At 66.0% G+C, this 23,051-nt stretch carries 17 protein-coding genes and 1 rRNA gene; 10 read left to right on the top strand and 8 right to left on the bottom strand.

Going from position 1 to position 23,051, the window contains the following annotated elements; all coding sequences use genetic code 11:
- From rrf to ACFYOW_RS26985, 4 genes are all read left to right on the top strand, one after another.
- A 5S ribosomal RNA gene (gene rrf / locus ACFYOW_RS27000) occupies positions 1-91 on the top strand; the annotation flags it as partial.
- A 187-nt stretch (positions 92-278) separates the two neighbouring features.
- A complete protein-coding gene (locus ACFYOW_RS26995) occupies positions 279-1,028 on the top strand; it encodes a rhomboid-like protein (RefSeq protein WP_387292389.1) in 750 nt (249 codons plus the stop codon).
- 58 nt (positions 1,029-1,086) lie between these two features.
- Positions 1,087-1,773: an endonuclease NucS gene (nucS, locus tag ACFYOW_RS26990; protein ID WP_387292387.1), complete on the top strand. Its 687-nt coding sequence runs from the start codon at positions 1,087-1,089 to the stop codon at positions 1,771-1,773.
- A gap of 947 nt (positions 1,774-2,720) precedes the next feature.
- On the top strand, positions 2,721-3,029 hold the full coding sequence (locus ACFYOW_RS26985; protein WP_387292385.1) for an ATP/GTP-binding protein: 309 nt from the start codon (positions 2,721-2,723) through the stop codon (positions 3,027-3,029).
- A gap of 1,428 nt (positions 3,030-4,457) precedes the next feature.
- Here the strand turns inward: ACFYOW_RS26985 and ACFYOW_RS26980 are convergent.
- Entirely contained in the window at positions 4,458-5,462 is a 1,005-nt protein-coding gene (locus tag ACFYOW_RS26980; protein ID WP_040687167.1) for a hypothetical protein, read from the bottom strand.
- Between the two features lie 86 nt (positions 5,463-5,548).
- A complete protein-coding gene (mce, locus tag ACFYOW_RS26975; RefSeq protein ID WP_387292383.1) occupies positions 5,549-6,022 on the bottom strand; it encodes a methylmalonyl-CoA epimerase in 474 nt (157 codons plus the stop codon).
- A 197-nt stretch (positions 6,023-6,219) separates the two neighbouring features.
- Here mce and ACFYOW_RS26970 point away from each other — a divergent pair, with 197 nt between their 5' ends.
- The 3 genes from ACFYOW_RS26970 to ACFYOW_RS26960 all read left to right on the top strand — a co-directional run bounded on the left by ACFYOW_RS26970 (position 6,220) and on the right by ACFYOW_RS26960 (position 8,774).
- Complete coding sequence (locus tag ACFYOW_RS26970; protein WP_387292381.1) at positions 6,220-7,398, top strand: acetyl-CoA C-acetyltransferase; 1,179 nt, start codon at positions 6,220-6,222, stop codon at positions 7,396-7,398.
- A 97-nt stretch (positions 7,399-7,495) separates the two neighbouring features.
- Positions 7,496-7,864, top strand: coding sequence for a DUF3817 domain-containing protein (locus tag ACFYOW_RS26965; RefSeq protein ID WP_387292379.1), 369 nt, complete (start codon positions 7,496-7,498; stop codon positions 7,862-7,864).
- A gap of 61 nt (positions 7,865-7,925) precedes the next feature.
- Positions 7,926-8,774 (top strand): tetratricopeptide repeat protein, encoded by an 849-nt coding sequence (locus ACFYOW_RS26960; protein ID WP_387292431.1) that lies wholly within the window; start codon positions 7,926-7,928, stop codon positions 8,772-8,774.
- A gap of 743 nt (positions 8,775-9,517) precedes the next feature.
- Here the strand turns inward: ACFYOW_RS26960 and glgB are convergent.
- The 3 genes from glgB to ACFYOW_RS26945 are packed head-to-tail and all read right to left on the bottom strand — an operon-like array spanning position 9,518 to position 14,354.
- A complete protein-coding gene (gene glgB / locus ACFYOW_RS26955) occupies positions 9,518-11,674 on the bottom strand; it encodes a 1,4-alpha-glucan branching protein GlgB (protein WP_387292377.1) in 2,157 nt (718 codons plus the stop codon).
- Positions 11,671-13,674 carry a maltotransferase domain-containing protein gene (locus ACFYOW_RS26950; RefSeq protein WP_387292375.1) on the bottom strand — a complete coding sequence of 668 codons (2,004 nt, stop codon included), beginning with the start codon at positions 13,672-13,674 and terminating at the stop codon, positions 11,671-11,673. Before ACFYOW_RS26950 ends, glgB begins: the two co-directional genes overlap by 4 nt.
- 38 nt (positions 13,675-13,712) lie before the next feature.
- On the bottom strand, positions 13,713-14,354 hold the full coding sequence (locus ACFYOW_RS26945; protein ID WP_387292373.1) for a LysE family translocator: 642 nt from the start codon (positions 14,352-14,354) through the stop codon (positions 13,713-13,715).
- 195 nt (positions 14,355-14,549) lie between these two features.
- Between ACFYOW_RS26945 and glgP the strand changes: the two genes are divergently transcribed.
- The 3 genes from glgP to ACFYOW_RS26930 all read left to right on the top strand — a co-directional run bounded on the left by glgP (position 14,550) and on the right by ACFYOW_RS26930 (position 19,340).
- Positions 14,550-17,120 (top strand): alpha-glucan family phosphorylase, encoded by a 2,571-nt coding sequence (gene glgP / locus ACFYOW_RS26940; protein ID WP_387292371.1) that lies wholly within the window; start codon positions 14,550-14,552, stop codon positions 17,118-17,120.
- A 201-nt stretch (positions 17,121-17,321) separates the two neighbouring features.
- Complete coding sequence (locus tag ACFYOW_RS26935) at positions 17,322-18,683, top strand: NCS2 family permease (RefSeq protein WP_387292369.1); 1,362 nt, start codon at positions 17,322-17,324, stop codon at positions 18,681-18,683.
- Positions 18,684-18,794: 111 nt separating this feature from the next.
- Complete coding sequence (locus ACFYOW_RS26930; protein ID WP_387292367.1) at positions 18,795-19,340, top strand: DoxX family protein; 546 nt, start codon at positions 18,795-18,797, stop codon at positions 19,338-19,340.
- 10 nt (positions 19,341-19,350) lie between these two features.
- Here the strand turns inward: ACFYOW_RS26930 and ACFYOW_RS26925 are convergent, their stop codons facing one another.
- The 3 genes from ACFYOW_RS26925 to ACFYOW_RS26915 form a co-directional block, all read right to left on the bottom strand.
- Positions 19,351-20,061: a methyltransferase domain-containing protein gene (locus tag ACFYOW_RS26925; protein ID WP_387292365.1), complete on the bottom strand. Its 711-nt coding sequence runs from the start codon at positions 20,059-20,061 to the stop codon at positions 19,351-19,353.
- A 194-nt stretch (positions 20,062-20,255) separates the two neighbouring features.
- The gene (locus ACFYOW_RS26920) at positions 20,256-22,301 is read right to left on the bottom strand and encodes an ATP-dependent DNA helicase (protein ID WP_387292363.1); all 2,046 of its coding nucleotides are present in this window, start codon (positions 22,299-22,301) and stop codon (positions 20,256-20,258) included.
- A 124-nt stretch (positions 22,302-22,425) separates the two neighbouring features.
- The gene (locus ACFYOW_RS26915) at positions 22,426-22,992 is read right to left on the bottom strand and encodes a nicotinamidase (RefSeq protein ID WP_063044710.1); all 567 of its coding nucleotides are present in this window, start codon (positions 22,990-22,992) and stop codon (positions 22,426-22,428) included.
- Positions 22,993-23,051: the final 59 nt, after the last annotated feature.

Raw genomic sequence — 23,051 nt, 5'->3', positions numbered from 1 at the left:
GCCCGGTCCCATTCCGAACCCGGAAGCTAAGGCCACCAGCGCCGATGGTACTGCACTCGACAGGGTGTGGGAGAGTAGGACACCGCCGGAACATCCTTGCGAAAGGCCCCCAACACAGTTGGGGGCCTTTTTGCTTTATATCTCCTTTGTGTGCTGTACGCCACGAGGTTTCGGAGCAATCTCACAGGGAATAGTCACCCTATGCGGCGCTCCGGCGTTCATCATGGAGAGTGACAGTAAGTAGTAATCAGCGTCGGCATGCTCGATAGGAGCGGTCGATGCGCATGGAGGTGTTGATGGTCGCAGCGACGACAACCGCCGACCGCGCGCCGGTCGAACCCCTCAGACCACTTCGCTTGCGCTGGTGGCAGCTGAGGCTCCCGGCGACGTTCGGATATCTGGCGGCCCTTGTCGCTGTCACCGCTGTCTTCTCCGCGATGAGTGAGACCTCGCAGGCACGGGTGGTGCTGCACGCGAGCACGAATCTGCACAATCTGCTGAATGGCCGAGTGGGCACCGTGCTCTCGAGCGCACTGGTGATCGGCGATGTCAGTGCCGCCTGGGTGCTGATTCCGTTGCTCGGTTGTTTGCTCGCACTTGCCGAACTGCGCTTCGGCGCGGTCCACATGGTGCGGGTATTCCTGGCTGGGCATATCGGCGCCACGCTTCTTGTCGCGGCCGGTCTGTGGATCGCGATCGAGGCCGATTGGTTGCCCGCGAGCATCCGCTGGGCGCAGGACGTCGGCGTGAGTTACGGCGCTATGGCGTTGGTCGGGGCGATTGTGGTCGCCATTCCGCATCGCTGGCGAATCGCTTGGTCGACGGTGTGGTTTATCGTTGCGGCCGAGGGCGTGCTGATCGAACAGACCTTCACCAATGTCGGTCACCTGCTTGCCTTCTGTATCGGAACCGCGGTCGGCTTTGGCATGCTGCGCGCAAACGCGGCATCTACCCGCCGACTCACCCGGATCGAATCCGGTCTGCTCGCCGTGAGCGCGTTCCTCGCGGCAATTCTGCTCATGGGCTGACAGCCGACGCAGCAGGGGTGACACCGGGTCGGGCCGGGCGCTCACCTACAGTGCTTGGGTGCGCCTAGTGATTGCTCGCTGTCAGGTCGACTATGTAGGGCGACTCACCGCCCATCTCGCGATGGCCCGCCGATTGTTGCTGATCAAAGCGGACGGATCGGTCCTCGTGCATTCCGACGGCGGCTCGTATAAGCCGCTGAACTGGATGAGCCCGCCGTGCTGGTTGGAGGAGCGCGACGGTGATGCGGTGCCCGAGGGGGCGAAGGCTTTCTGGGTGGTTACCAATAAAGCCGGTGAGGAACTGCGCATCACCATCGAGGAGATCGAGCATGACTCCGCGCACGAGCTGGGTGTGGACCCCGGTCTGGTGAAAGACGGTGTGGAGGCCCATCTTCAGGAGTTGCTCGCCGAACACGTGCAGACCCTCGGCCCCGGCTACACACTGATCCGCCGCGAATACATGACCGCCATCGGCCCGGTCGACCTGCTCTGCCGCGACGCCTCCGGTGCAACCGTGGCCGTCGAAATCAAGCGGCGTGGTGAAATCGACGGCGTCGAACAGCTCACCCGCTACCTCGAACTCCTGAACCGGGACCCACTCCTCGCCCCGGTCGCCGGCGTCTTCGCCGCCCAACAGATCAAGCCCCAAGCCCGCACCCTCGCCGAGGACCGCGGCATACGCTGCCTGACCCTCGATTACGACGCCCTACGCGGCACTGAGAGCAACGAATTCCGCCTCTTCTAGCAAAGGCCCCCCTCTAAGCCGTGGCGCATGAGTTTGCCTGCGGCGCATGAGTTCACTCGGCATGCACTGGTTTGCCGCCGCTGCGTATGAGTTTGCGCGCCGCATAGGGTTGCCCGCCGGTGCGTGAGTTCGTGCGCCGCGCGTGAGCTCGCGCGCTGCGTATGGATTCGCCGGGTGAACGTGAATGGTGCGGGAGGTGTTGCGAGGGAAGGGACGGACTGTGCCTGCGGTAAGTGAGTTCGTCGGCGGTGGGTATGTTCGGCGGCCGTGCATGGCTTTGCTCGCCGCGGATGGGTTCGCGCATTGTGTATGGATTCGCCGGGCGAACCTGAACGGTGCGGGAGGTGTTGCGAGGAAAGGGACCGACGGCGCTCCCGGTAAGTGAGTTCGTCGGCGGTGCGTGACATCGCCTGCAGTGGCTTAGGTGTTGGCGGCCGAGCATGGGCTGTGTTTGCCGCGTTTTTGTTTGCTTGCCTGGCACGGCTTTGTTCGCCGCCTGTGGGTTTGCCCGCTGCGCACGAGTTCGTGCGTTGCGCGTGGTTTCGCCGGGTAAACGTGCACGGCGCGGGAGGTGTTGAGCAGGAGGGACTGTGCCCGGGGTAAGTGAGTTCGTCGGCGGTGCGTGACGTCGTTTGCAGTGCGTATGTTCGACGGCCCACATGAGTTTTGTTCGCGGCGTACGGGTTCGCGCATTGCGGATGCCGCGGCGGACGAACGCGCGCCGCGGATGAGTTCGCCTGCTGCGCACTGGTTTGGCCGCCGCCGTATGACCTTTCCCGCTGGGCATGGTTCGTGGGCAGGGTTGGTTCGTGGGCTGGGCATGGATTTGCGGGCTGTTCGGCGGGTTGTGATTCGTCGGGGAATAACGTGCGTGGCTTGGGGGTGGTGCGTGGGAAGGGATCGACTGCGCGCGCAGCGTGAAGTCGGCCACAACCTAGGCTTATGGGATGCCCCGACGGAAACCGTGGACGGAACGCCAGGTGGGCCGCTCGCAGGAGGGCACCCCGCCGATCGGCGATGTCTTCGGTAGGCGGGAGGCCGGACCGGACAGCGACGACATGTACATCGTGCGAACCATCCCAGGTAGCCGGGCCGTCAAAACTTATCGTTGCCCCGGCTGCGATCACGAAATCCCGCCCGGTGTAGCCCATATCGTCGCGTGGGCGGTCGACGACGGCGAAGACGACCGCAGACACTGGCACCGCGGCTGCTGGAACGGCCGCCATACCCGCCGAATCACCCGCCGCTGGTCCTGAATCCCCTGCGCCCCAGAGCAACCCACTGCGCACCCGGCGTAGACGGTATGCGGCCGCTACAAACTGTGCGTGTCCAAGTCGGAAAGGTGCACTTTGAGGGTGCCCGCAGGGAGGTGAGTCTGCGGACTGACGGGCGCGCCTACAAACAGTGGACTGCTGCCGACAGAAAGGTGGCACTTGCGGGCAAAAGGCGCAGGAGGCGCACCTTCACCCCGTACCGCCTTACCGGAAAGCGGGCGCGCATCTGTGGACGGGGCTAGCGCTTCCGGCAGAGTGCGGACTTCCGGCCTGACGGCGCAACTTCGCCCCGAGGGTGCACTTACCAGGAAGAAGCGGTGCACCTGCGGGCAGGAGTCCTGCGTCCGGGTTGCAGGTCGCATATGCGGGTAGAACGCGGCGCCTGGGAGTCGAGGGCCGCGCGCCTATGGACAGAGCTGAGGTCTACGAACCGAGCGCCTGCGGTTGGTGGCTGCTTGCGGGTGGAAGGCGGCGCTTGCCGGTGAGGGCGCCGCACGCTGGTGGCGGGCGGCGCTTGCTGCGGAGGGCGCGTGTGCTTGTGGAGGGCGGCGCGTGCGGTGGCGGGCGGCGCGTGCAGTGGCGGGCGGCGCGTGCAGTGGAGGGCGCGTTGCCTGTGGAGGGCAGCGTTTGCTTGTGGAGGGCAGCGCTTGGCGGTGGAAGGCGGCGCTTGCAGTGGAGGGCAGCGCTTGCGGATAGAGGGCGGCGCTTGCCGGTGGAAGGCGGCGCTGGCGCTTGGCGGTGGAGGGCAGCGCTTGCGGGTAGAGGGTGGCGCTTGCCGGTGGAGGGTGGCGCTTGCGCGGAGTGCGCGATTCTGCGGATTCCTTTGGGGGGCAGTATTTCGGCGTGCGGTGTAGAGCATTGCGTGGGCGGCACGGGGCCTGCCGGTAAGGGCTCCGATTGCGGCCGCTCTGGGCGGGGCTGTGCGAGCCTGCGGGTGGCAGCGTGCGTGAGTGAGGAATTGCGATTCTGTGGATTCTTTTGGGGCTGAGCATCTCTGGAAGAGCGGATGTCGTCGTGCCGTGCACGGCATTGCTGGTGGCCACATGGGTCCACATCGGAAGCTCGGACGCGGAACCGGTTGTCAGACGGCCGGAGAGATTCCGGTGGGTCTGTGGATCTCCTTGGGGCTGAGTATCCGTCACCGCCGATGAGAACCGCGGCCGCCGCGCGCAGCTGACCAGGCAGGGGCAAGGGAAAGCCGCCAGCGCCTCTGGGGTGGCCTAGGGCTGGTAACCCGAATGTTCCAGGGGCGGGGTGTCTCGGTGGCCCGGAATGTCGTTGTGGCGGTGTATGTCCCGTAGTGGGCGGTGTCCGGCTACTCGCGACATTAGGAAGGCCGCCCCGGTGTGGGGCGGCCTTGGTGTGAATTCGGTTGGGGTGTTGCGTTTGTCGCCGCTCAGCCCGCCGTCGTCAGTTGGTGATTTCGGCGTTCTCGCGCTCGTCGGCGTCGATGTCGTCTTCCTCGGCCGAGACCTCGGGGATGGCCTTGGTGCGCGAACCGCCGGTGACCGACTTGGTGCCACCGCCGATGGACTTGCGCTGATCCGGAACCCCGTCCAGCAGTTCGCTTTCCCGGTTGACGGCCGCGAGCATGGCCGGCACCGAGTCGAGCTGGCCGCGGATACCGAGCAGCTGGGCGAGCACCCGGCCGCGCAGCACGCGCATCTCCTCGGCGAGTTCCTTGGCGTGCGCGATCTTGCGCTCGGAGGTCTGCGTGGCGGAGGTGATGAGGCGGTTGGACTCGTCGGTCGCGTCCTTGATCCGCTGAGCGGCCTCGGCGCGGCTGGTGGCCTCGAGTTCCTCCATCGCGCGGGTGAGCTTGGTGCGACGCTCCGCCATGGTGGCCTCGAAGTCCTGCTGGGTCGCCTTGCGCTTGGCATCGGCTTCCTTGCCGAGGCGGTCGGCCTCGGCCTGAGCGGCCTCGATGATCTTGGCAGACTCGGTACGCGCATTCGCCAGGGTCTGCTCGAATTCGATTTCGAGCGCCTCGCGCTTCTCCTTGGTCTCGGCGAGCAGCGATTCGTACTTACCACGCATTTCGGTGGCCTGCTGCTCGGCGATCGACACCATTTCCGCCGCCTCGGCCTGCGCGAGCGCGCGGACCTCGGACGCCTCGTCGGACGCCAGGCGCAGCATCCGAGAGATGCGGTCGGACATACCTTCCGCAGTGGTCGGCGGAACCGAAAGGCGATCGACTTCCTTACGGAGCTCGTCGATCTCGTCCCGCGCGTCCTCCAGCTGGCTGGCGAGGTTACGGGCTTGCGCCGCAGCGGCATCCCGATCTGTGGCGGTGACCCTTAACTCGGCATCGAAACGGTCGAAGTAGTTGCGTACCTCGTCTTGCGCATAACCCTTGCGCACAACGGTGAAGGGCAGTGCAACGAAGCGATTGCGATCGGACTCAGGTGACGACATGGCACACAAACTACAGCCTACTTGCACCTCATGGTGACTCGACCGCGAATGTGATGCGGACGAGTTTTTCAGGCCCGATCTTGATACTAGTGCGTAACATTCGCGTTCGGTTCGACCAACTCGATCAGCACACCGCCAGCATCCTTCGGGTGAATGAAATTGATGCGGGAATCGGCGGTTCCGTGACGCGGGGCGTCGTACAGCAAACGTAGACCTCGATCACGAAGATACATGGAGACGGCCTCGATATCGGTAACGCGATAGGCGAGTTGCTGCAGGCCCGGTCCGCTGCGGTCGATGAACTTGGCGATGGTGGAGTCCGCGTTGAGTGGCGCCAGCAACTGCAGGGCAGTCGCGCCGTCCGGTCCGCCGGGCAATGACAGCATCGCCTCGTGCACGCCTTGGGCCTCGTTCACCTCGCGATGGGTCTCGATCATGCCGAGATTGTCGGCATACCAGGCAATTGCGGCATCCAGGTCGGGTACCGCGATGCCCACGTGGTCGACGGCGATGACGTAGTCGCCGGGGATGAAGTTCGACGGGTCGATAACGTTGCTCACTCTTCGAACGTAGCGCCTGATCCGACACAGCCGGCTGGAGACCGTCATTAGTCCCTTGCGCTGGGCCGAGCGCAGGCGAGGGCACCGCGTACCTGGTAAAGGGTGTTCGAGCAGCACAAGCTACCGTGGGGTACAGAGGTTGACGTCGCGGGTCCTCGGTGCGCGACGCTGTTCGATCAATGAATGCGAGGCTCGTCGTGACCACAACCGTGATCGTTTCCGGTGCGCGTACCCCGGTCGGTCGGCTGCTCGGGGGTCTGAAGGACTTCACCGGTTCCGACCTGGGCGGTTTCGCCATCAAGGCGGCGCTGGAGAAGGGCGGCGTCACGCCGGAGCAGGTCGACTACGTGATCATGGGCCAAGTGCTCACCGCGGGTGCGGGGCAGATCCCGGCCCGGCAGGCGGCGGTCGCCGCGGGCATCCCGATGGATGTGCCCGCGTTGACGGTGAACAAGGTGTGCCTGTCCGGTATCAATGCGATCGCGCTGGCGGATCAGCTGATTCGTGCCGGCGAGTACGAGATCGTCGTCGCGGGCGGTCAGGAATCCATGAGCCAGGCCCCGCATCTGCTCGAAAAGAGCAGGGAGGGTTTCAAATACGGCGATGTGACGTTGCGCGACAGCATGGCCTACGACGGTCTGCACGACATCTTCACCGACCAGCCGATGGGTGCACTGACCGAACAGCGCAACGACGCCGAGCCGGTCAGCCGCGAGGATCAGGACGCGTTCGCGGCGGCCTCGCATCAGCGGGCGGCGGCGGCGTGGAAGAACGGCGTCTTCGATGACGAGGTGGTCCCGGTGTCGGTGCCGCAGCGCAAGGGCGATCCGATCGTGGTGAGCACCGACGAGGGCATTCGCGCGGACACCACCGTCGAATCGCTGGCCAAGCTGCGCCCGGCCTTCCGCAAGGACGGCAGCATCACCGCGGGCACCGCCTCGCAGATCTCCGACGGGGCGGCCGCGGTGGTCGTGATGAGCAAGGAGAAGGCGCAGTCGCTTGGCCTGAGCTGGATCGCCGAGATCGGCGCCGCGGGCGTGGTGGCTGGTCCGGATTCGACGCTGCAGGATCAGCCTGCCAATGCGATCGCCAAGGCCTGTGCGCGCGAAGGTATTTCGCCCGCCGAGCTGGATCTGGTCGAGATCAACGAGGCGTTCGCGGCGGTCGGCATCGCGTCCACCCGCAAGTTGGGCATCGATGCGGAGAAGGTGAACGTCAACGGTGGCGCGATCGCCATCGGTCACCCGCTCGGCATGTCCGGTGCGCGCATCCTGCTGCATCTGGCGCTGGAGCTGAAGCGGCGCGGTGGCGGTATCGGCGCGGCCGCGCTGTGCGGTGGCGGCGGTCAGGGCGACGCGCTGATCATCAAGGTGTAATTCTCGGCTCCGCCGGCCCGGAGATACCGGGTCGGCGGAGTTCAGGTGTGACCGGTTCAACTACGACCCGTCGTAGCAGTCCGGCACAATGGTGGCCATGGGCAATTTCTTCGACTTGAGCACCGTGGCCAAGCGGTTCCGCTTCATCGCCGTGCTGGAGGCGATCTCCTGGGTTTTCCTGATCGTCGGCATGGTGTTCAAGCGCCTCCCCGAACCGGTGCTGTGGCCGGTCAAGGTATTCGGGATGACGCACGGCATCATCTTCGTCCTTTTCGTCATCACCGCGATCCTCGCGGCCCGCGAGCTGGCCTGGAACACAAAGACCACGGTGCTCGCGTTGTTGTCGAGCATTCCGCCGTTCTTCACGGTCCTCTTCGAGGTGTGGGCGGTGCGCGCGGGCAAGCTCGGTGAGCTGAGCGAGGTGACTTCCGCCGACTCCGGAGCCCCGGCCTCGGTCACGCCGTGACAAACTGGAAACCGTGACTCGACCCGCTGCCCGCCGCCCTTCGCCAGCCGTCGCCGCCGCCATGTCAGGTGCGGTGGATCTGTCCAGCCTGAAGCAGCCCCCGGCCGGTGCGTCGGGTGCGGGAGGCGGCGGCGACTACGCCGTCTCGGAGGCGGATTTCGAAACGAAGGTGCTGCGCCGGTCCACCCAGGTGCCGGTGGTCGTCGCGCTGTATTCGCAGCGCAGCCCGGGCAGCGTCGAGCTGGTCCGGACGCTGGAGCGGCTCGTCCAGGAGGACGCGGGCGCGTGGGATCTGGCGACGGTCGAGGCCGAGGCCAATATGCGGATCGCGCAGGCCTTCGGTGTTAAGGGAATTCCGACGGTGATCGCGGTGGCCGGTGGCCGCCCGCTCGCGGATTTCGAGGGCGCTCAGCCGGAGCCGCAGGTCCGGCAGTGGTTGAGCGCGGTCGTCGAAGCGGTCGGCGGGCAGCTCGAGGGCGGTGAGCAGCCCCCGGCCGTAGAGGACCCGCGTTTCACCGCCGCAGAGGCCGCGCTCGAGCGCGGCGACATGGCCGGCGCTGAAGCGGCCTATGAGGCCATCATCGCCGCGGAGCCGGGCAATGAGGAAGCAAAGAACGCACTGCGTCAGGTGCGCTTCCTGTCCCGTGCGCAGGCTGTTTCGGATTCCGCGATCGCCACCGCCGATGCCGATCCGGCCAATGTCGACGCGGCCCTGGACGCCGCCGATGTGGAAATGCTGAGCCAGCAGCCGGAGGCCTCGTTCGACCGGTTGATCACCGTGATCAAGAAGACGGCCGGCGATGATCGCACCAAGGCGCGCACGCGACTGCTCGAACTCTTCGAATTGTTCGACCCGGCAGAGCCTTTCGTGGTTGCTGCCCGCCGCAAGCTGGCTGCTGCGCTGTACTGACCCCGGCTGCTGCGGCGCGCATGGCATCGGCGGATAGCCTGCGCTGATGGAATCGCCAGGCACTATCCGCCGATCGCAGCGGTGCGGTCGGTTGCCGGGCGGTCATCTGCAACGCACCGGCGCGGCTGAGCGCCGAGCGCTGCGGGACTGGCGCGGCTGAGCGCTGCGGGTGGCTTGCGGCTTGCCCTACCTGTGTGGTGCCCAATGACTCTGGTGCGGGCTGGATCGCGGGTGTTCGGAGCTAGCACCATGGTGGCCGGGCTTAGCGCCGCGGTTTTGCCTGCGCGACTCACCCGGGTGGCCTGCTCAACCTAGCGTGTTGTGGCTTATGACTCTGGGCCCCGGTGGCTGAAGCCGGGGTCAGCGTGGCGGCTCGGCCTGCTCGAATCACCGCGGGGTTGCCTGCTCGCCTATCCGTGGCGTGGCTTATGTCTTTGGCGCGAGCCAGATACGCGGTATTCGGGACCGCCACTAGGGCCGTAGCCGGCCTGAGCGCGGCGGGGTGCGCTTGCTCGACCTGCGCGGGTGGTGGCTTATATATCTCCGGCGCGGGCCAGATGGCGGCATTCGTGACCGGCCACTTGGGCCGAAGCCCGGGCTGACGCTTGCGGGATGGCCCGACCACTGCGTGGTGGCTTATGTCTTTGGCGTGAGTCCGATCGCGGTGTTCGGGACCGCGCTACTGGGGCCGTAGCCGGCGTGAGCGCGGCGGGGTGCGCTTGCTCGTCTGCCCGCGTGGTGGCTTATGTCTCGGGCGCGAGCCAGATCGCGGTATTCGGCGCGAGCGCCACGGTGGCCGAAGCCGGTCGACCGTGCCATGGCTCATCGGTTGCCTTGACACCGCCCAGGTTTCCGATGCCGGAGCCGCCGTATTCGGCGGCGTCGGTATTGAGGATTTCGCGCCAGGTGCCTGCGCTCGGCAGGCCGACGCGGTAATCGCCGTGCACCGAGCCGGAGAAATTGAAGACGCAGGCGATCACCGAACCGTCGGAGCCGTAGCGCAGGAAGGCGATCACATTGTTTTCGCGATCGTCGGCCTGCACCCAGGAGTAGCCGCCGGGGCTGGTGTCCTGGCTCCACAGCGCGGGATGGGCGCGGTAGACCGCGTTCAGATCCCGGACGGCGGCCGTAATGCCCTGGTGCAGTGGGTTTTCCAGTTCGTGCCAGTCCAGGCCGCGGTCGTGTGACCATTCCCGGAACTGGCCGAAATCCTGGCCCATGAACAGCAATTGCTTACCGGGATGCGACCACATGTAGGCCAGCAGTGCGCGCACGCCCGCCGCCCTGGCGAAATCGTCGCCGGGCATTCTGGTCCAGAGGGTGCCCTTGCCGTGCACGACTTCGTCGTGGCTGATGGGCAGCACATAGTTCTCGCTCCACGCGTACACGAGCGAGAAGGTGATCTCGTTGTGGTGCCAGGAGCGGTGGATCGGATCGCGCCCCAAATAGCCCAGGGTGTCGTGCATCCAGCCCATATTCCACTTCATGGTGAAGCCGAGGCCGCCGACATCGGCGCCGCGGGTGACACCGGGCCAGGTGGTGGATTCCTCGGCGATGGTGACTACGCCCGGATGGTGGCGGTGCACGGTTTCGTTGAGGTCCTGCAGGAAGTCGACGGCCTCCAGGTTCTCCCGGCCGCCGTGCACATTGGGTTCCCATTCACCTTCGGCGCGTGAGTAATCCAGGTACAGCATGGAGGCGACCGCGTCGACGCGCAGTCCGTCGATATGGAATTCCTCGATCCAGTACCGCGCATTGGCGACCAGGAAGTTGCGCACCTCGTTGCGGCCGAAGTCGAAAATATAGGTGCCCCAGTCGAGTTGCTCGCCGCGGCGCGGGTCGGCGTGCTCGTAGAGCGCGGTGCCGTCGAAGCGCGCGAGCGCCCATTCGTCGCGGGGGAAGTGCGCGGGCACCCAGTCGAGCAGTACGCCGATGCCTGCGGCGTGCATGCGGTCGACGAAGGCGCGGAAATCGTCGGGGGAGCCGAAGCGGGCGGTGGGCGCGTAATACGACGTGACCTGGTAGCCCCATGAGCCGCCGAACGGGTGCTCGGCGATCGGCAGCAGTTCGATATGGGTGAATCCGGCCGCGCGCACGTAATCGGCGAGCTGATCCGCCAATTCGCGGTAGCCCAGGCCGGGACGCCAGGAGCCCAGGTGCACTTCGTAGACGCTCATCGGCGCGCGAGTGGGGTCGGTGCGTTCGCGCGTCGAAACCCAGTCACCGTCGGACCACACGTACTTGCTTTCGGTGACCACGGATGCCGTAGCGGGTGGCAGCTCTGTCGCGAACGCCAGCGGATCGGCGTGATCCACGGTGCGACCGTCCGCGCCGTGCACCCGGAACTTGTATTTGGTGCCGACACCGACCCCCGGTACGAAGACCTCCCATACCCCGGAGGATCCGAGCGAACGCATCGGTGCGCTATTCCCGCTCCACCCGTCGAAATCCCCGATCACGGTGATGCCCCGGGCATTCGGTGCCCAGACGGCGAACGAGGTCCCGTCCACCTCGCCGTCGAGAGTGGTGTAGTGACGCGGGTGCGCGCCGAGCACATCCCAAAGGTGTTCGTGGCGGCCCTCGCCGATGAGATGCAGGTCCAGCTCGCCGACGGTGGGCAGGAAGCGGTAGCCGTCCGCGCTGATGATCGTCTGTCCGCCTTGGTAATTGGTGACGATGCGGTAATCCATCAGGTCCGGATGCCGTACGACACCGGCGAAAATGCCGTGCCCCAACGACTTCAGGGGATGGTCGACGCCGCCGACCCGGGCGAACACGGTATCGGCATGCGGGCGCAGCACCCGCACGATCGTGCCGTCTGGATGCGGGTGCGCGCCGAGAACGGTATGGGGATCGGTATGGGTGCCCGCCGCGAGCAACATCAGATCGCGACGCTTCATCGAAATGTCCTCCGGAACGCGAGTTCCGCGCGGGCCTGCTGCGATACGGCGGGCAGCGTGAGAATGTGGGCGACCGCGTGGGCCGGATCCAGCCGCACGTAATTGGTCTGTGCCCAATGGTATTCCTCGCCGCTGACCTCGTCGAACACCACCGGATGGTCGTGCCATTCGCGGCCGATGGCGGGCAGGTCGAGCGAGATCATGCCCCATTCGGCCGCATAGGGATTCAGATTCACCACGACCAGTACGGCGTCACCGCTGACCGGATCGACCTTCGAATAGGCCAGCAGTGCGTCGTTGTCGACGTGATGGAAGTGGATGCAGCGCAACTGCTGCAGCGCCGGATGCGCGCGACGGATTTCGTTGAGCCGAGTGATCCACGGCTCCAATGATTCTCCGCGCGCGAGCGCCTCGGCGAATGGGCGCGGGCGCAGCTCGTACTTCTCCGAATCCAGGTACTCCTCGCTGCCCGGGCGCACCGCCTGATGCTCGAAGAGTTCGAATCCGGAGTAGACACCCCAGGTGGGGGCCATGGTCGCGGCCAGTACCGCGCGGATGGCGAACATGCCGGGCCCACCCTGCTGCAGGCTTTCGTGCAGGATATCGGGGGTGTTGACGAACAGGTTCGGTCTGGCCTCGTCGGCCTTGGCGGCCAGTTCGCTGCCGAATTCGGTCAGCTCCCATTTCGCGACACGCCAAGTGAAATAGGTATAGGACTGGCTGAATCCGCGGCGGGCCAGACCGTAGAGCCGGGCCGGTCGGGTGAAGGCCTCGGAGAGGAAGATCACGTCCGGATCGGTGCGCCGCACGGTCGCGATCAGCCACTCCCAGAAATCGGCGGGCTTGGTGTGCGGATTGTCGACGCGGAAGATCTTGACGCCCAAGCCGATCCAGTGCCGGACTACACGCAGCACCTCCGCGTACAGTCCGTCCGGATCGTTGTCGAAGTTGACCGGGTAGATGTCCTGATACTTCTTCGGTGGATTCTCGGCGTAGGCGATGGTGCCGTCCGGGAGCGTGGTGAACCACTCCGGGTGCGTGGCGACCCACGGATGATCCGGTGCGCACTGCAGCGCCAGGTCGAGCGCGACTTCGAGGCCGAGTTCGGTTGCGGTGCTGACGAATTCGGCGAAGTCTGCGGTGGTGCCGAGTTCGGGATGGATCGCATCGTGCCCGCCATCCTTGGACCCGATCGCCCACGGGGAGCCGACGTCACCGGGTTCGGCCGCGAGCGCGTTATTGCGGCCCTTGCGGTTGATCTCGCCGACCGGGTGGATGGGCGGCAGATAGACCACATCGAAGCCCATGCCCGCGATGCGCGGCAATTCCTTTGCGGCGGTGGCGAAATTGCCGTGGATCGGTTTGCCCGCGGTATCAACGCCACCGGTCGATCGTGGGAAGAATTCGTACCACGAGCCATACAGTGCGCGTTGACGTTCCACCAGTACCGAGTGCTGCGGGCCACGAGTGACCATGTCCCGCAATGGCGTATCGCGCAGGATCTCCGCGATCTCCGCGCTGAAGGCGGGGGCGACCCGGGCGGGCAGCTGTTCCTCGGCGCGCAATGCCGTCGCGGCGGCGCGCAAGCGCTCGAACTGCTTCTTGGGTACCGCCTGTGCGGCCCGTTCGAACAGCCGCGCGCCGAGCTCCAGGTCATTGGCGAGATCGGCGGCGCTCTGTCCGACGGCGAGCTTGGCCTCTACCGCCGCCCGCCAGGTGGCGATCGGATCGCTCCAGCCCTCGATGCGGTAGGTCCACGTGCCGGGCAGGTTCGGTACGAAGGTGGCATTGAAGACATCCGGCTCGTAGTCCGGCGTCATGCGAATGCGGGTGATCCGCGTCGAGCCGGGGCCGCGTACCGCCAGCGTGGCGGAGACGGCGTCGTGCCCCTCGCGCCAGACCACGGTGCGCACTGGAAACACCTCCCCGACCACGGCCTTGGCCGAACGACCGCCGGGTATCGAAGGGGCGGTGTCATCGATGGCGATGCGGCCGGTCACGTCGACCAACCTACCGGGTGCGGGTCGGTTGGACGGGATCAGCGTGCGTCGGCCGCCAGACCGAGACCGAGTGCGACCAAGATCGCGCCGAGCGCGCGCTCCACCCGCTGGCGGATTCCGGTTCGCCGCAGCCAGGTCCCCGCGCGGTCCGCCGCCAGCACGATGCCGATGCACCAGGCGGTATCGATGACCAGCTGGATACCGGCCAGGATCAGCACGGTCGGCAGCACCGGACCGCTCGACGGCAGGAACTGCGGCAGGATCGTCAGGCCGAAGACGGCCGCCTTCGGATTCGCCGCGATCGAGATCAGCGAGGCGCGGAACGCCGAACCGGGGGTGCGGCCGGTGGGCAGCAGTTTGGTCATCCTGCTGCCGAATTCGTCGTCGCCGCGAGCGCCGCGCCAGGCCTGCACACCGAGCCAGATCAACACCATCGCCCCGATGACGTGCACCGCCGTATTCATGAACCGGTTCGCGACCAGCAGCACCGACAGACCTGCGCCACCGGCGAGCGTCCAGCCGAACACCCCGATCTCGTTCCCGGCCACCGCCGCCAGTCCGGCCGCGCGACCGTCGCGCACTGCGCGCTGGAGAAACAGCGCCGTCGCCGGTCCGGGCAGTGCGGCCAGAATGAGGCAGGCCAGCAGGAACTGGGGGAGCACATCGATCCAGTGCGGCATCAGCCGATGCTCTCATTCACGCAGGTTCGCCGCGAGTGATATTCCGGTGCGGTGCGCGGCGGCGGGTAGTTCGTCGTGTCCGGCCCAGACCCGCTGGCCGGATCAGTGCGGTGATCGTGTCTGTTGGTGTATACGGTCCAGTGCGTGGCCCCGCTGGAGCCACCAGGTGCTGCGGCATTGGGTAGGGTTCGGTTGGTGAAGGCACTCCGTCGTTTCACCGTCCGTGCCCATTTGCCCGAGCGTTTGGCGGCCCTGGGCGAACTTTCCACGAATCTGCGCTGGTCGTGGCATTGGGCTACCCAGGATCTGTTCGCGGAGCTCGATCCCGAGCTGTGGCGCGAGCTCGGCCACGATCCGGTGCGCATGCTGGGCGAGGTGCCCGCGGCGCGGCTGGACGAGCTCGCCGCCGATGCGGACTATGTCGGGCGAGTGGATGCCGCCGCAGCGGATCTGCGCGACTATCTGACGCGGCCGGGCTGGTTCCAGCGGCAGACCGATGAGCCGGTGCGCGGCATCGCCTATTTCTCGATGGAGTTCGGCGTCACCGAGGTCCTGCCGAACTATTCGGGCGGCCTCGGGATTCTCGCCGGTGATCATCTGAAGTCCGCATCGGATCTGGGGCTGCCGCTGATCGGCGTCGGATTGCTCTACCGCTCCGGTTATTTCCGGCAGTCGCTGACCGCGGACGGCTGGCAGTCCGAGCACTATCCGGCGCTGGATCCGCAGGGGCTGCCGTTGCGGCTGCTTACCACCGAAGGTTCGCCGGTGTTGATCCACGTGGCCATGCCCGATCAGCGGGTGCTGCGGGCGCGGGTGTGGATCGCGCAGGTCGGGCGGGTGCCATTGCTGCTGCTGGATTCCGATATCGCCGAGAACGATCCGGAATTGCGCGCGGTCACCGACCGGCTCTACGGCGGTGATCAGGACCATCGGATCAAGCAGGAGATCCTGGCCGGTATCGGTGGCGTGCGGGCGGTGCGCGCCTATACGCGCGCCGCGGGTGTGCCTGATCCCGATGTGTTCCATATGAACGAGGGGCACGCTGGATTCCTCGGCGTCGAGCGGATCCGTGAATTCGTCTCGGCCGGACTGGATTTCGATACCGCGCTGACTGCGGTGCGGGCCGCTACCGTGTTCACCACGCACACGCCGGTGCCCGCCGGTATCGACCGGTTCCCGATGCCGTTGGTGCGCAGGTACTTCGGCGGTGGCCACGGGGAATCCGAGTCCGCCATGCTGCCAGGGCTTTCCGTCGACCGGATCGTCGCGCTCGGTCGCGAAGCCGATCCATCGGTATTCAATATGGCGCATATGGGCTTGCGACTCGCCCAGCGCGCCAATGGTGTTTCCAAACTGCACGGCGAGGTGAGCCGCGCCATGTTCGCGCCGCTGTGGTCCGGATTCGACGCGACCGAGGTGCCGATCGGTTCGGTCACCAATGGTGTGCACGCCCCGACCTGGGCGGCGCGCGAATGGTTCGACAAGGCACGCGAGCACATCGGTCCCGAGCTGGTCGAGGAGGCGCGTGGCTGGGAGAAGCTGCGCGATTTCGACCTGGGTGAATTGTGGTCGACTCGGAATGCTTTGCGCGCCATCCTCGTTGCCGAGGTGCGCCGACGGGTTCGTGCGTCCTGGTTGGAACGCGGTGCCGCTTCGGCTGAATTGGGATGGGTCGATGGCGTTTTCGATCCGAATGTGTTGACCGTCGGTTTCGCGCGCCGGGTGCCGACCTACAAGCGGCTGACCCTGATGCTGCGCGATCCGCAGCGCTTGCGTGCGCTGCTGCTGGATCCTGATCGGCCGATGCAACTGGTCGTCGCGGGTAAGAGTCATCCCGCCGACGATGGCGGCAAGGCGCTGATCCAGCAGGTCGTTCGGTTCGCCGACGATCCGGAAGTGCGTCATCGGATCGTCTTCCTGCCCGATTACGACATGTCGATGGCCCGCTACCTCTACTGGGGTTGTGATGTCTGGCTGAACAATCCGCTGCGTCCGCTGGAGGCTTGCGGCACCTCCGGTATGAAGTCCGCGCTCAACGGCGGGCTTAACCTCTCCATCCGCGACGGCTGGTGGGATGAGATGTACGACGGCGAAAACGGTTGGGCCATACCGACCGCCGACGGCGTCTCCGATGAACACCGCCGCGACGACCTCGAGGCCGCCGCCCTCTACGACCTGTTCGAACGCACCGTCGCACCGCGCTTCTACGACCGCGACGGCTCCGATATGCCGGTGCGCTGGGTCGAGATGGTGCGTCACACCCTGCAAACACTCGGTCCGAGGGTGCTGGCCTCCCGCATGGTACGCGACTACGCCGTCGAGTACTACGCCCCCGCCGCAGCCGCCGGAAAACGCGCCAGCGCCGACGAATTCGCCGGTGCCCGAGCGGTTTCGGAGTACCGCCGCCGAGTCGACGCCGCCTGGCCCTCGGTCAAGATCATGCAGGTCGACAGCGCGGGCCTGCCCGACACTCCGATCATCGGCGCCGAACTCTCGCTCTCCGCCCGCATCGACCTCGGCGGCCTCACCCCCGCCGACGTCACGGTGCAGGCGGTACTCGGCCGAGTCTCACCGACCGACGACCTCTCCGACACCACCACCTTCCCGATGACCCACACCGGATCCGAATCCGGTGTGGACCTTTTCACCGTCGAAACCCCGGTCCCCCTGTCCGGCGCCGTCGGTTACACGGTCCGGGTCCTGCCCCACAACGAACTACTCGCCAGCGACGCCGAACTGGGCTTGGTCATCGCGCCGAACGGCTGATATCGAATCCGGGACCTACTCGGGGCTCAGTTGGACAAGGCCCTTCGGGTCCCGGGGCAACGGTCCAGTCGGGACCAGGCAAGACACCGTGACGCTGCTCACGAAAACCTATACCTGCAGCTGGGCCGGGTTCTCGAGTGCAGTGAATTGTCGGCTACCGTGCCCTGGCACCCCTGTACTCGTTTTTCGACTGGAGAGCTCATGGTCACCGACGTTCTGACGCGAACCCGAGGACGCCTCGACGCGTACTTCGGCATCAGTTCGAACGGTTCGACCATGAAGCGTGAGCTGATGGCCGGAACCATCACCTTCCTCGCCATGTCCTACGTGCTCGCCGTTAATCCATCGGTGCTCGGCGACGAGGGTCCGCTCGGAGCCAAGGGCATTCCCATGCAGGCGGTCTTCACCGCGACGGCCGTCGCCGCGGTCTTCGGCACGCTGGTCATGGGGGTGTGGGCCAGATATCCGATCGCGCTCGCGCCAGGCATGGGCCTGAATGCCTTCTTCGCCTATTCGGTGGTGCTCGGGATGGGGATCCCGTGGCAGGTCGCGCTGTCGGGGACTCTGCTGTCCGGGGTGATCTTCTTCGTACTCGCGATCACCAGGGTGCGCGAACGCATTCTCAATGCGATTCCGATGCAGATGAAGCTGGCCGTCGGCGCGGGCATCGGCATGTTCGTGGCATTTCTCGGTCTCAAGAACGCGGGCATCGTGGTCAATAGCGAGGCCACCCTCGTTACTCTCGGCGACTTCACCAAGGGCACCACGCTGCTCGCGCTCTTCGGTCTTGTGATGACCGTGGTGTTCCTGGTCATCGGCTGGCACGGCGCGGTGCTCTACGGCATCGTGCTCACCGCCGTTGTGGGCGTCATCAGCGGTCTGGTCGATCTGCCCAACGGTGTCGTCGCGATGCCGAAGGGCCTCGAGCACACCTTCGGTCAGGCCATCATCCATTTGCCCGATGCGTTCACCGGGCAGATGGCCGTCGTCGTTCTCACCATGCTCTTCGTCGATTTCTTCGACTGCTCCGGCACGCTGATCGGTGTCGCCAACCAGGCCGGACTGCTCGACAAGGACGGCAAACTGCCGCGCGCGGCCAGTGCGCTGGCCGCGGACTCGGTGGGCACCATGGCCGGCGCGGTCATCGGCACCTCGACCACCACGGCCTATGTCGAATCGACGGCGGGTGTCTCAGCGGGCGGGCGGACCGGTATGACCGCCGTGACCACGGCGGGCTGGTTCCTGATCGCCATGTTCTGCTATCCGATCTTCGCGGTGATCGCCGGTTCGGCGGCCATCACCGCACCTGCGCTGATCGTGGTCGGTGTGCTGATGGCCCGCGCGCTCGGCGAGATCGATTGGAATCGGCTGGAGTACTCGATTCCGGCCTTCATCACCGTCGTCATGATGCCGCTGACCTACTCGATCGCCAATGGACTGGCGATGGGCATGCTGTTCTATCCGATCGTCATGATCGCGAAGGGGCGCGTCAAAGAGGTGCATCCGGCGATGTGGGCGCTGATGGTGATGTTCCTCGGATATTTCTTCTTCCTCGCGGAGTAGGTCTCGCCTATCGCGCGGTTGGGCTGAACTGTGGGATAATCGGACCGCAGTCCGATTCATTGCCGAGGCTAAAGAGCCATTGTTCATACCGATGCGCGGATGAGGACCAGCATGACTTCCAACGGCACACTCGAACGCCCCACCCATCCGAGTGGCGCGACTCTCGACAACTCCGCCGCCGATATCGGCCTCTTGGTGCTGCGCGTCGTCTTCGGCGGCCTGCTCGCGGCGCACGGCTCACAGAAACTGTTCGGCTGGTTCAGTGGCCCGGGTTGGCGCGACAACGCCGCCACCTTCGATTCCATGGGCTACAACCCAGGAAAACTGTTCGGCACCCTTGCCGGACTCAGCGAATTCACCGGCGGCATCCTCCTGCTGCTCGGCCTGCTGACGCCGCTGGCCTCGGCCATCGTGCTCGGCACCATGATCAATGCGATCAATGCAACCTGGGGTGGCGGCCTGCTGACCGGTAAGGGCTACGAAATGCCCTTGCTGTTCGCCACCGTCGGCGCGGTCGTCGCATTCACCGGTCCCGGCAAGTTCTCGCTCGACCACGGGCGCCCGTGGCAGCGTAAGGGGTTTGTCTGGGGCGTGGCGGCGATCGTGCTGGCCGTGATCGCGGCCGTCGTCACGTTGATCCTCAAGTGGACGCTGTGATCTGTCGTTTTCACGCTTCGTCGCGATTCGAGTGCAGGACCAGAACCGTGGTCGCCCCGCGGTGGAACTCATAGGCGGTTTCCCGGAGCGACGAGCGGATTCCCTTGTCGTGCAGTTCTTTTCGTAGATGTGCGACCAGGTCGTCTTGGCGTGCGCCGGTGTGATCGACCAGTGGATAGAGGCGTGTCTCGCCTGCGGATGCTCGGGAGAGTTCGAGCAGGGAAGCCAGATGGAAATCCGGATCGAGGCGGTCGGCGTAGGTGAAGAGCAGATGTGAGCTCAGGACCAGATCGAAACTGTTGTCAGGGAAGGGAAGCGACGGCAGCAGCGCCGCGACGTACCGATCGCGATGCGCGGTGATGTCGGCGCCGAAGCGGGCCGCCGCGGCCAGGCGTATCGCTCGGTGCTGTTGTGGATCGCCGTAGAAGTCCCACCGATATCGATCCAGATGTGCTGTCGCCCAAATGTTTCCGCGATCGGTTTCGGAGACGGCGAGGGTTCGCAGTTGCTCCGCGGGTTGGGCATAGATCGGATCCGCCGCGATGACGGTGGCCCCGAGTTCACTCGCCTCCGCGGTGAAACTTGCTGCGCCGCCTGGACAGTCGAGTATGCGTCCGCTGAGGTCGGCTTCGGTGAGTGCGAAGATCGCACGGTATTCGGCCAAAGATCTTGCGCTGATCAAGAATTCGCCGAGAGTGTCGATATCTGGCTGGTGCGTCATTGGGAAACGGTCTCACGGGTGGACCGGCAGTGACAGGGATTTGTGGTGTCCCCGCGCCGCGTGCAGGGCTTGGCGCGGGGACTGGCCGATACATCCGGTGGGGGAATTGGGGTTCCACCGAAGTACCGGTTCTCAATTTACTTCTGTCTGGAAATGTTGGATTACTTTGTGAGTGGTCTCACAAGTTCACCAGCTCAGGCGCTTGCGGCGGTGAGTCGACGCAGCGCTTTGGCGACGACTTCGGGATCGGAGGTCTCCCAGTACGGCGGCAGTGAGGCCCGCAGATAGCCGCCATAGCGTGCGGTCGCCAAACGGGAATCCAGGATCGCCACGACACCCCGGTCATCGACGCTGCGCAAGAGCCTGCCGGTGCCCTGGGCCAGCAGCAACGCGGCGTGATTGGCCGCGACGGTCATGAAACCGTTGCCGCCGCGCGACTCGACGGCCCGCTGTCGCGCGGTCAGCAGCGGATCGTCGGGGCGCGGGAACGGGATCCGATCCAGGATCACCAGACTCAGCGACGGACCAGGCACATCGACGCCCTGCCACAGCGACAGCGTGCCGAACAGGGACGTCTCGGGGTCGTCGGCGAACTTGCGCACCAGCGCGCCGGTTGCGTCGTCCCCTTGACACAAAACGGGCGTATTCAGCCGCTCGCGCAGTGCGTCGGTGGCCGCGCGTGCGGCGCGCATCGAGGAGAACAGCCCGAGCGTGCGCCCGCCCGCAGCGCCGATGAGCCGCTCGATTTCGTCGAGGTAGGCCGGTGCCAGACCGTCTCGGCCGGGCGCGGGCAGATGCTTCGCGACGTACAGGATGCCGGACTTGGCATGGTCGAACGGCGAGCCGACGTCGAGCGAACTCCAGCGCACAGTCTCCGCGTCCGAGGGCGCCTGCGCGCCGTTGGCGGTTGTGGTATCGCTGCGGCTGGCCGATTGTGCGGGCAGGCCCCAGGTGATGGCGAGTCCGTCGAAGGAGCCGCCGATCTGCAAGGTGGCCGAGGTCAGCACGACGGTGGCGGTGCCGAAAAGTCTGCTGCGCAGTAGTCCGCCCACCGACAGCGGCGCCATCCGCAGCGTGCGCCGGGTGACGCCGCGGATCTCGTCGGCGGCGAGCCAGATGACATCGTGACGCTTGGCCGGATCGGATTCGTCGAAGGCGGTCAAGGCGCGTACCGCACCGTCGTGCACCTCATCGATTGCGGCCAGCGCCTGGGTGCGGGCGGCGGCGCTTTCCGGATCGCCCTGTGCGGTGGTGCCGCCCTGTGGCGCGAGCGCGGTGCGGGCGTTCCAGGCGGCATCACGGACCAGTGCGAGCACCGGCGCGATGCCGTCGGGCAGTACGTCCCATCGGGTGGCGGGCAGTTCGTCGAGCACTGTGTGCCAGGCCTCGGCGGCCTCCTCGAGCCGGTCGACTTCCTGCTGGTCGATGAGTTTGGCGCAGCGCCGAGCCGCGGCGCTGATCGCCGATGCGGCCAGTTCGGCGGTGGCGACGCCGGTGACCCGATCGACCAATTCGTGCGCCTCATCGATTACGACCACATCGTGTTCGGGCAGCACCTGGATGCCGCTGATCGCATCGATGGCGAGCAGGGCGTGATTGGTCACCACGACGTCGGCCTGCGCCGATTCCGCCCTGGCCAATTCGGCGAAGCAGTCCTGGCCGAACGGGCAGCGCGACTTGCCGAGGCATTCCCGCGACGACACGCTGACCTGCCGCCAGGCCCGATCGGTGACACCGGGGGCAAGCTCGTCCCGGTCGCCGGTTTCGGTATTCGAGGCCCATTCGTTGAGCCGCTGCATCTCGCGGCCCAACCGCGAGATGGCGAATGCGTCGAAGAGCTCCGCTTCCGCGGGCTCGTCGGGAATCACGCTATTGATCTTGTTCAGGCACAGATAGTTATTGCGCCCCTTGAGGATCGCGAATTTCGCCGCCCGGCCCAGCGGTTTGCTCAGCGCCTCGGCCAGTCGCGGCAGATCCCGGTCGACGAGCTGCCGCTGCAGCGCGATCGTCGCGGTCGACACCACCACGGTCCGGCCGGTGCGCACCGCGTGACGCAGGCTCGGCACCAGATACGCCAGCGACTTTCCGGTACCGGTGCCCGCCTGCACCGCGAGGTGTTCCTTGGTATCGATGGCGTGATCCACCGCCGCCGCCATCGTCACCTGCCCGACGCGCTCCTTCCCGCCGAGCGCGCGCACAGCGGTGGCCAAAAGCTCGGGGACGGGCGGCAGTTCGGGCACGCGACGAGCCTACTGCTTGGGACCGACAACCGATCACCGCCCGATCGGATCCTCGTCCTGCTTCGCACACCTTCCACATGTGAAGCCGGCGTGTCTTGCGGCAGGTCGGGGCAGGCAGTCTGCGTCAGCGAACGACCGAACCCTCGATGTCGACTCCGGCCGTGCGCATGCGGTCGAGTGCGGCGGCGGTCGTGTCGGGTGCGACGCCGGCGGTGAAGTCCAGCAGCACCCTGGTGTCGAAACCTTCGATGCGGGCGTCCAGCGCGGTCGCGCGGACGCAGTGGTCGGTGGCGATGCCGACGATGTCGAGTTCATCGATGGCGCGCTCGCGCAGCCAGTCCGCGAGGCCGGTGCCGTCCTCGGTGGCGCCTTCGAAACCCGAATAGGCGGCGGAGTATTGGCCCTTGGAGAAGATCTCCTGGATCTGCTCGGTATTCAGGGCGGGATGGAAATCCGCGCCGGAGGTGCCGACTCGGCAGTGCGGCGGCCAGGTGTCCACATAATCGGGATGTTCGGAGAAATGGCCGCCGGGATCGATGTGGTAGTCGCGGGTGGCGACGACCGCACTGTAATGCGCGGAGTTCAGGTAGCCGGTGATGCGCCGGGCGACCGTGGCCCCGCCGGTGACGGCCAGCGATCCGCCCTCGCAGAAATCGTTCTGCACGTCGACGATGATCAACGCTCGGTTCATGTCGACCTCACTTTCCCACGATCTGAGAACCGAGGATGTAAACACTCGGCACCTGTCTG

Origin of the sequence: Nocardia sp. NPDC006982 (genome assembly GCF_042869435.1) — a bacterium.
Taxonomy (GTDB): domain Bacteria; phylum Actinomycetota; class Actinomycetes; order Mycobacteriales; family Mycobacteriaceae; genus Nocardia.
Note: the sequence above shows the minus strand (reverse complement) of the source record. Positions and strands in the feature narration are given on the sequence as shown.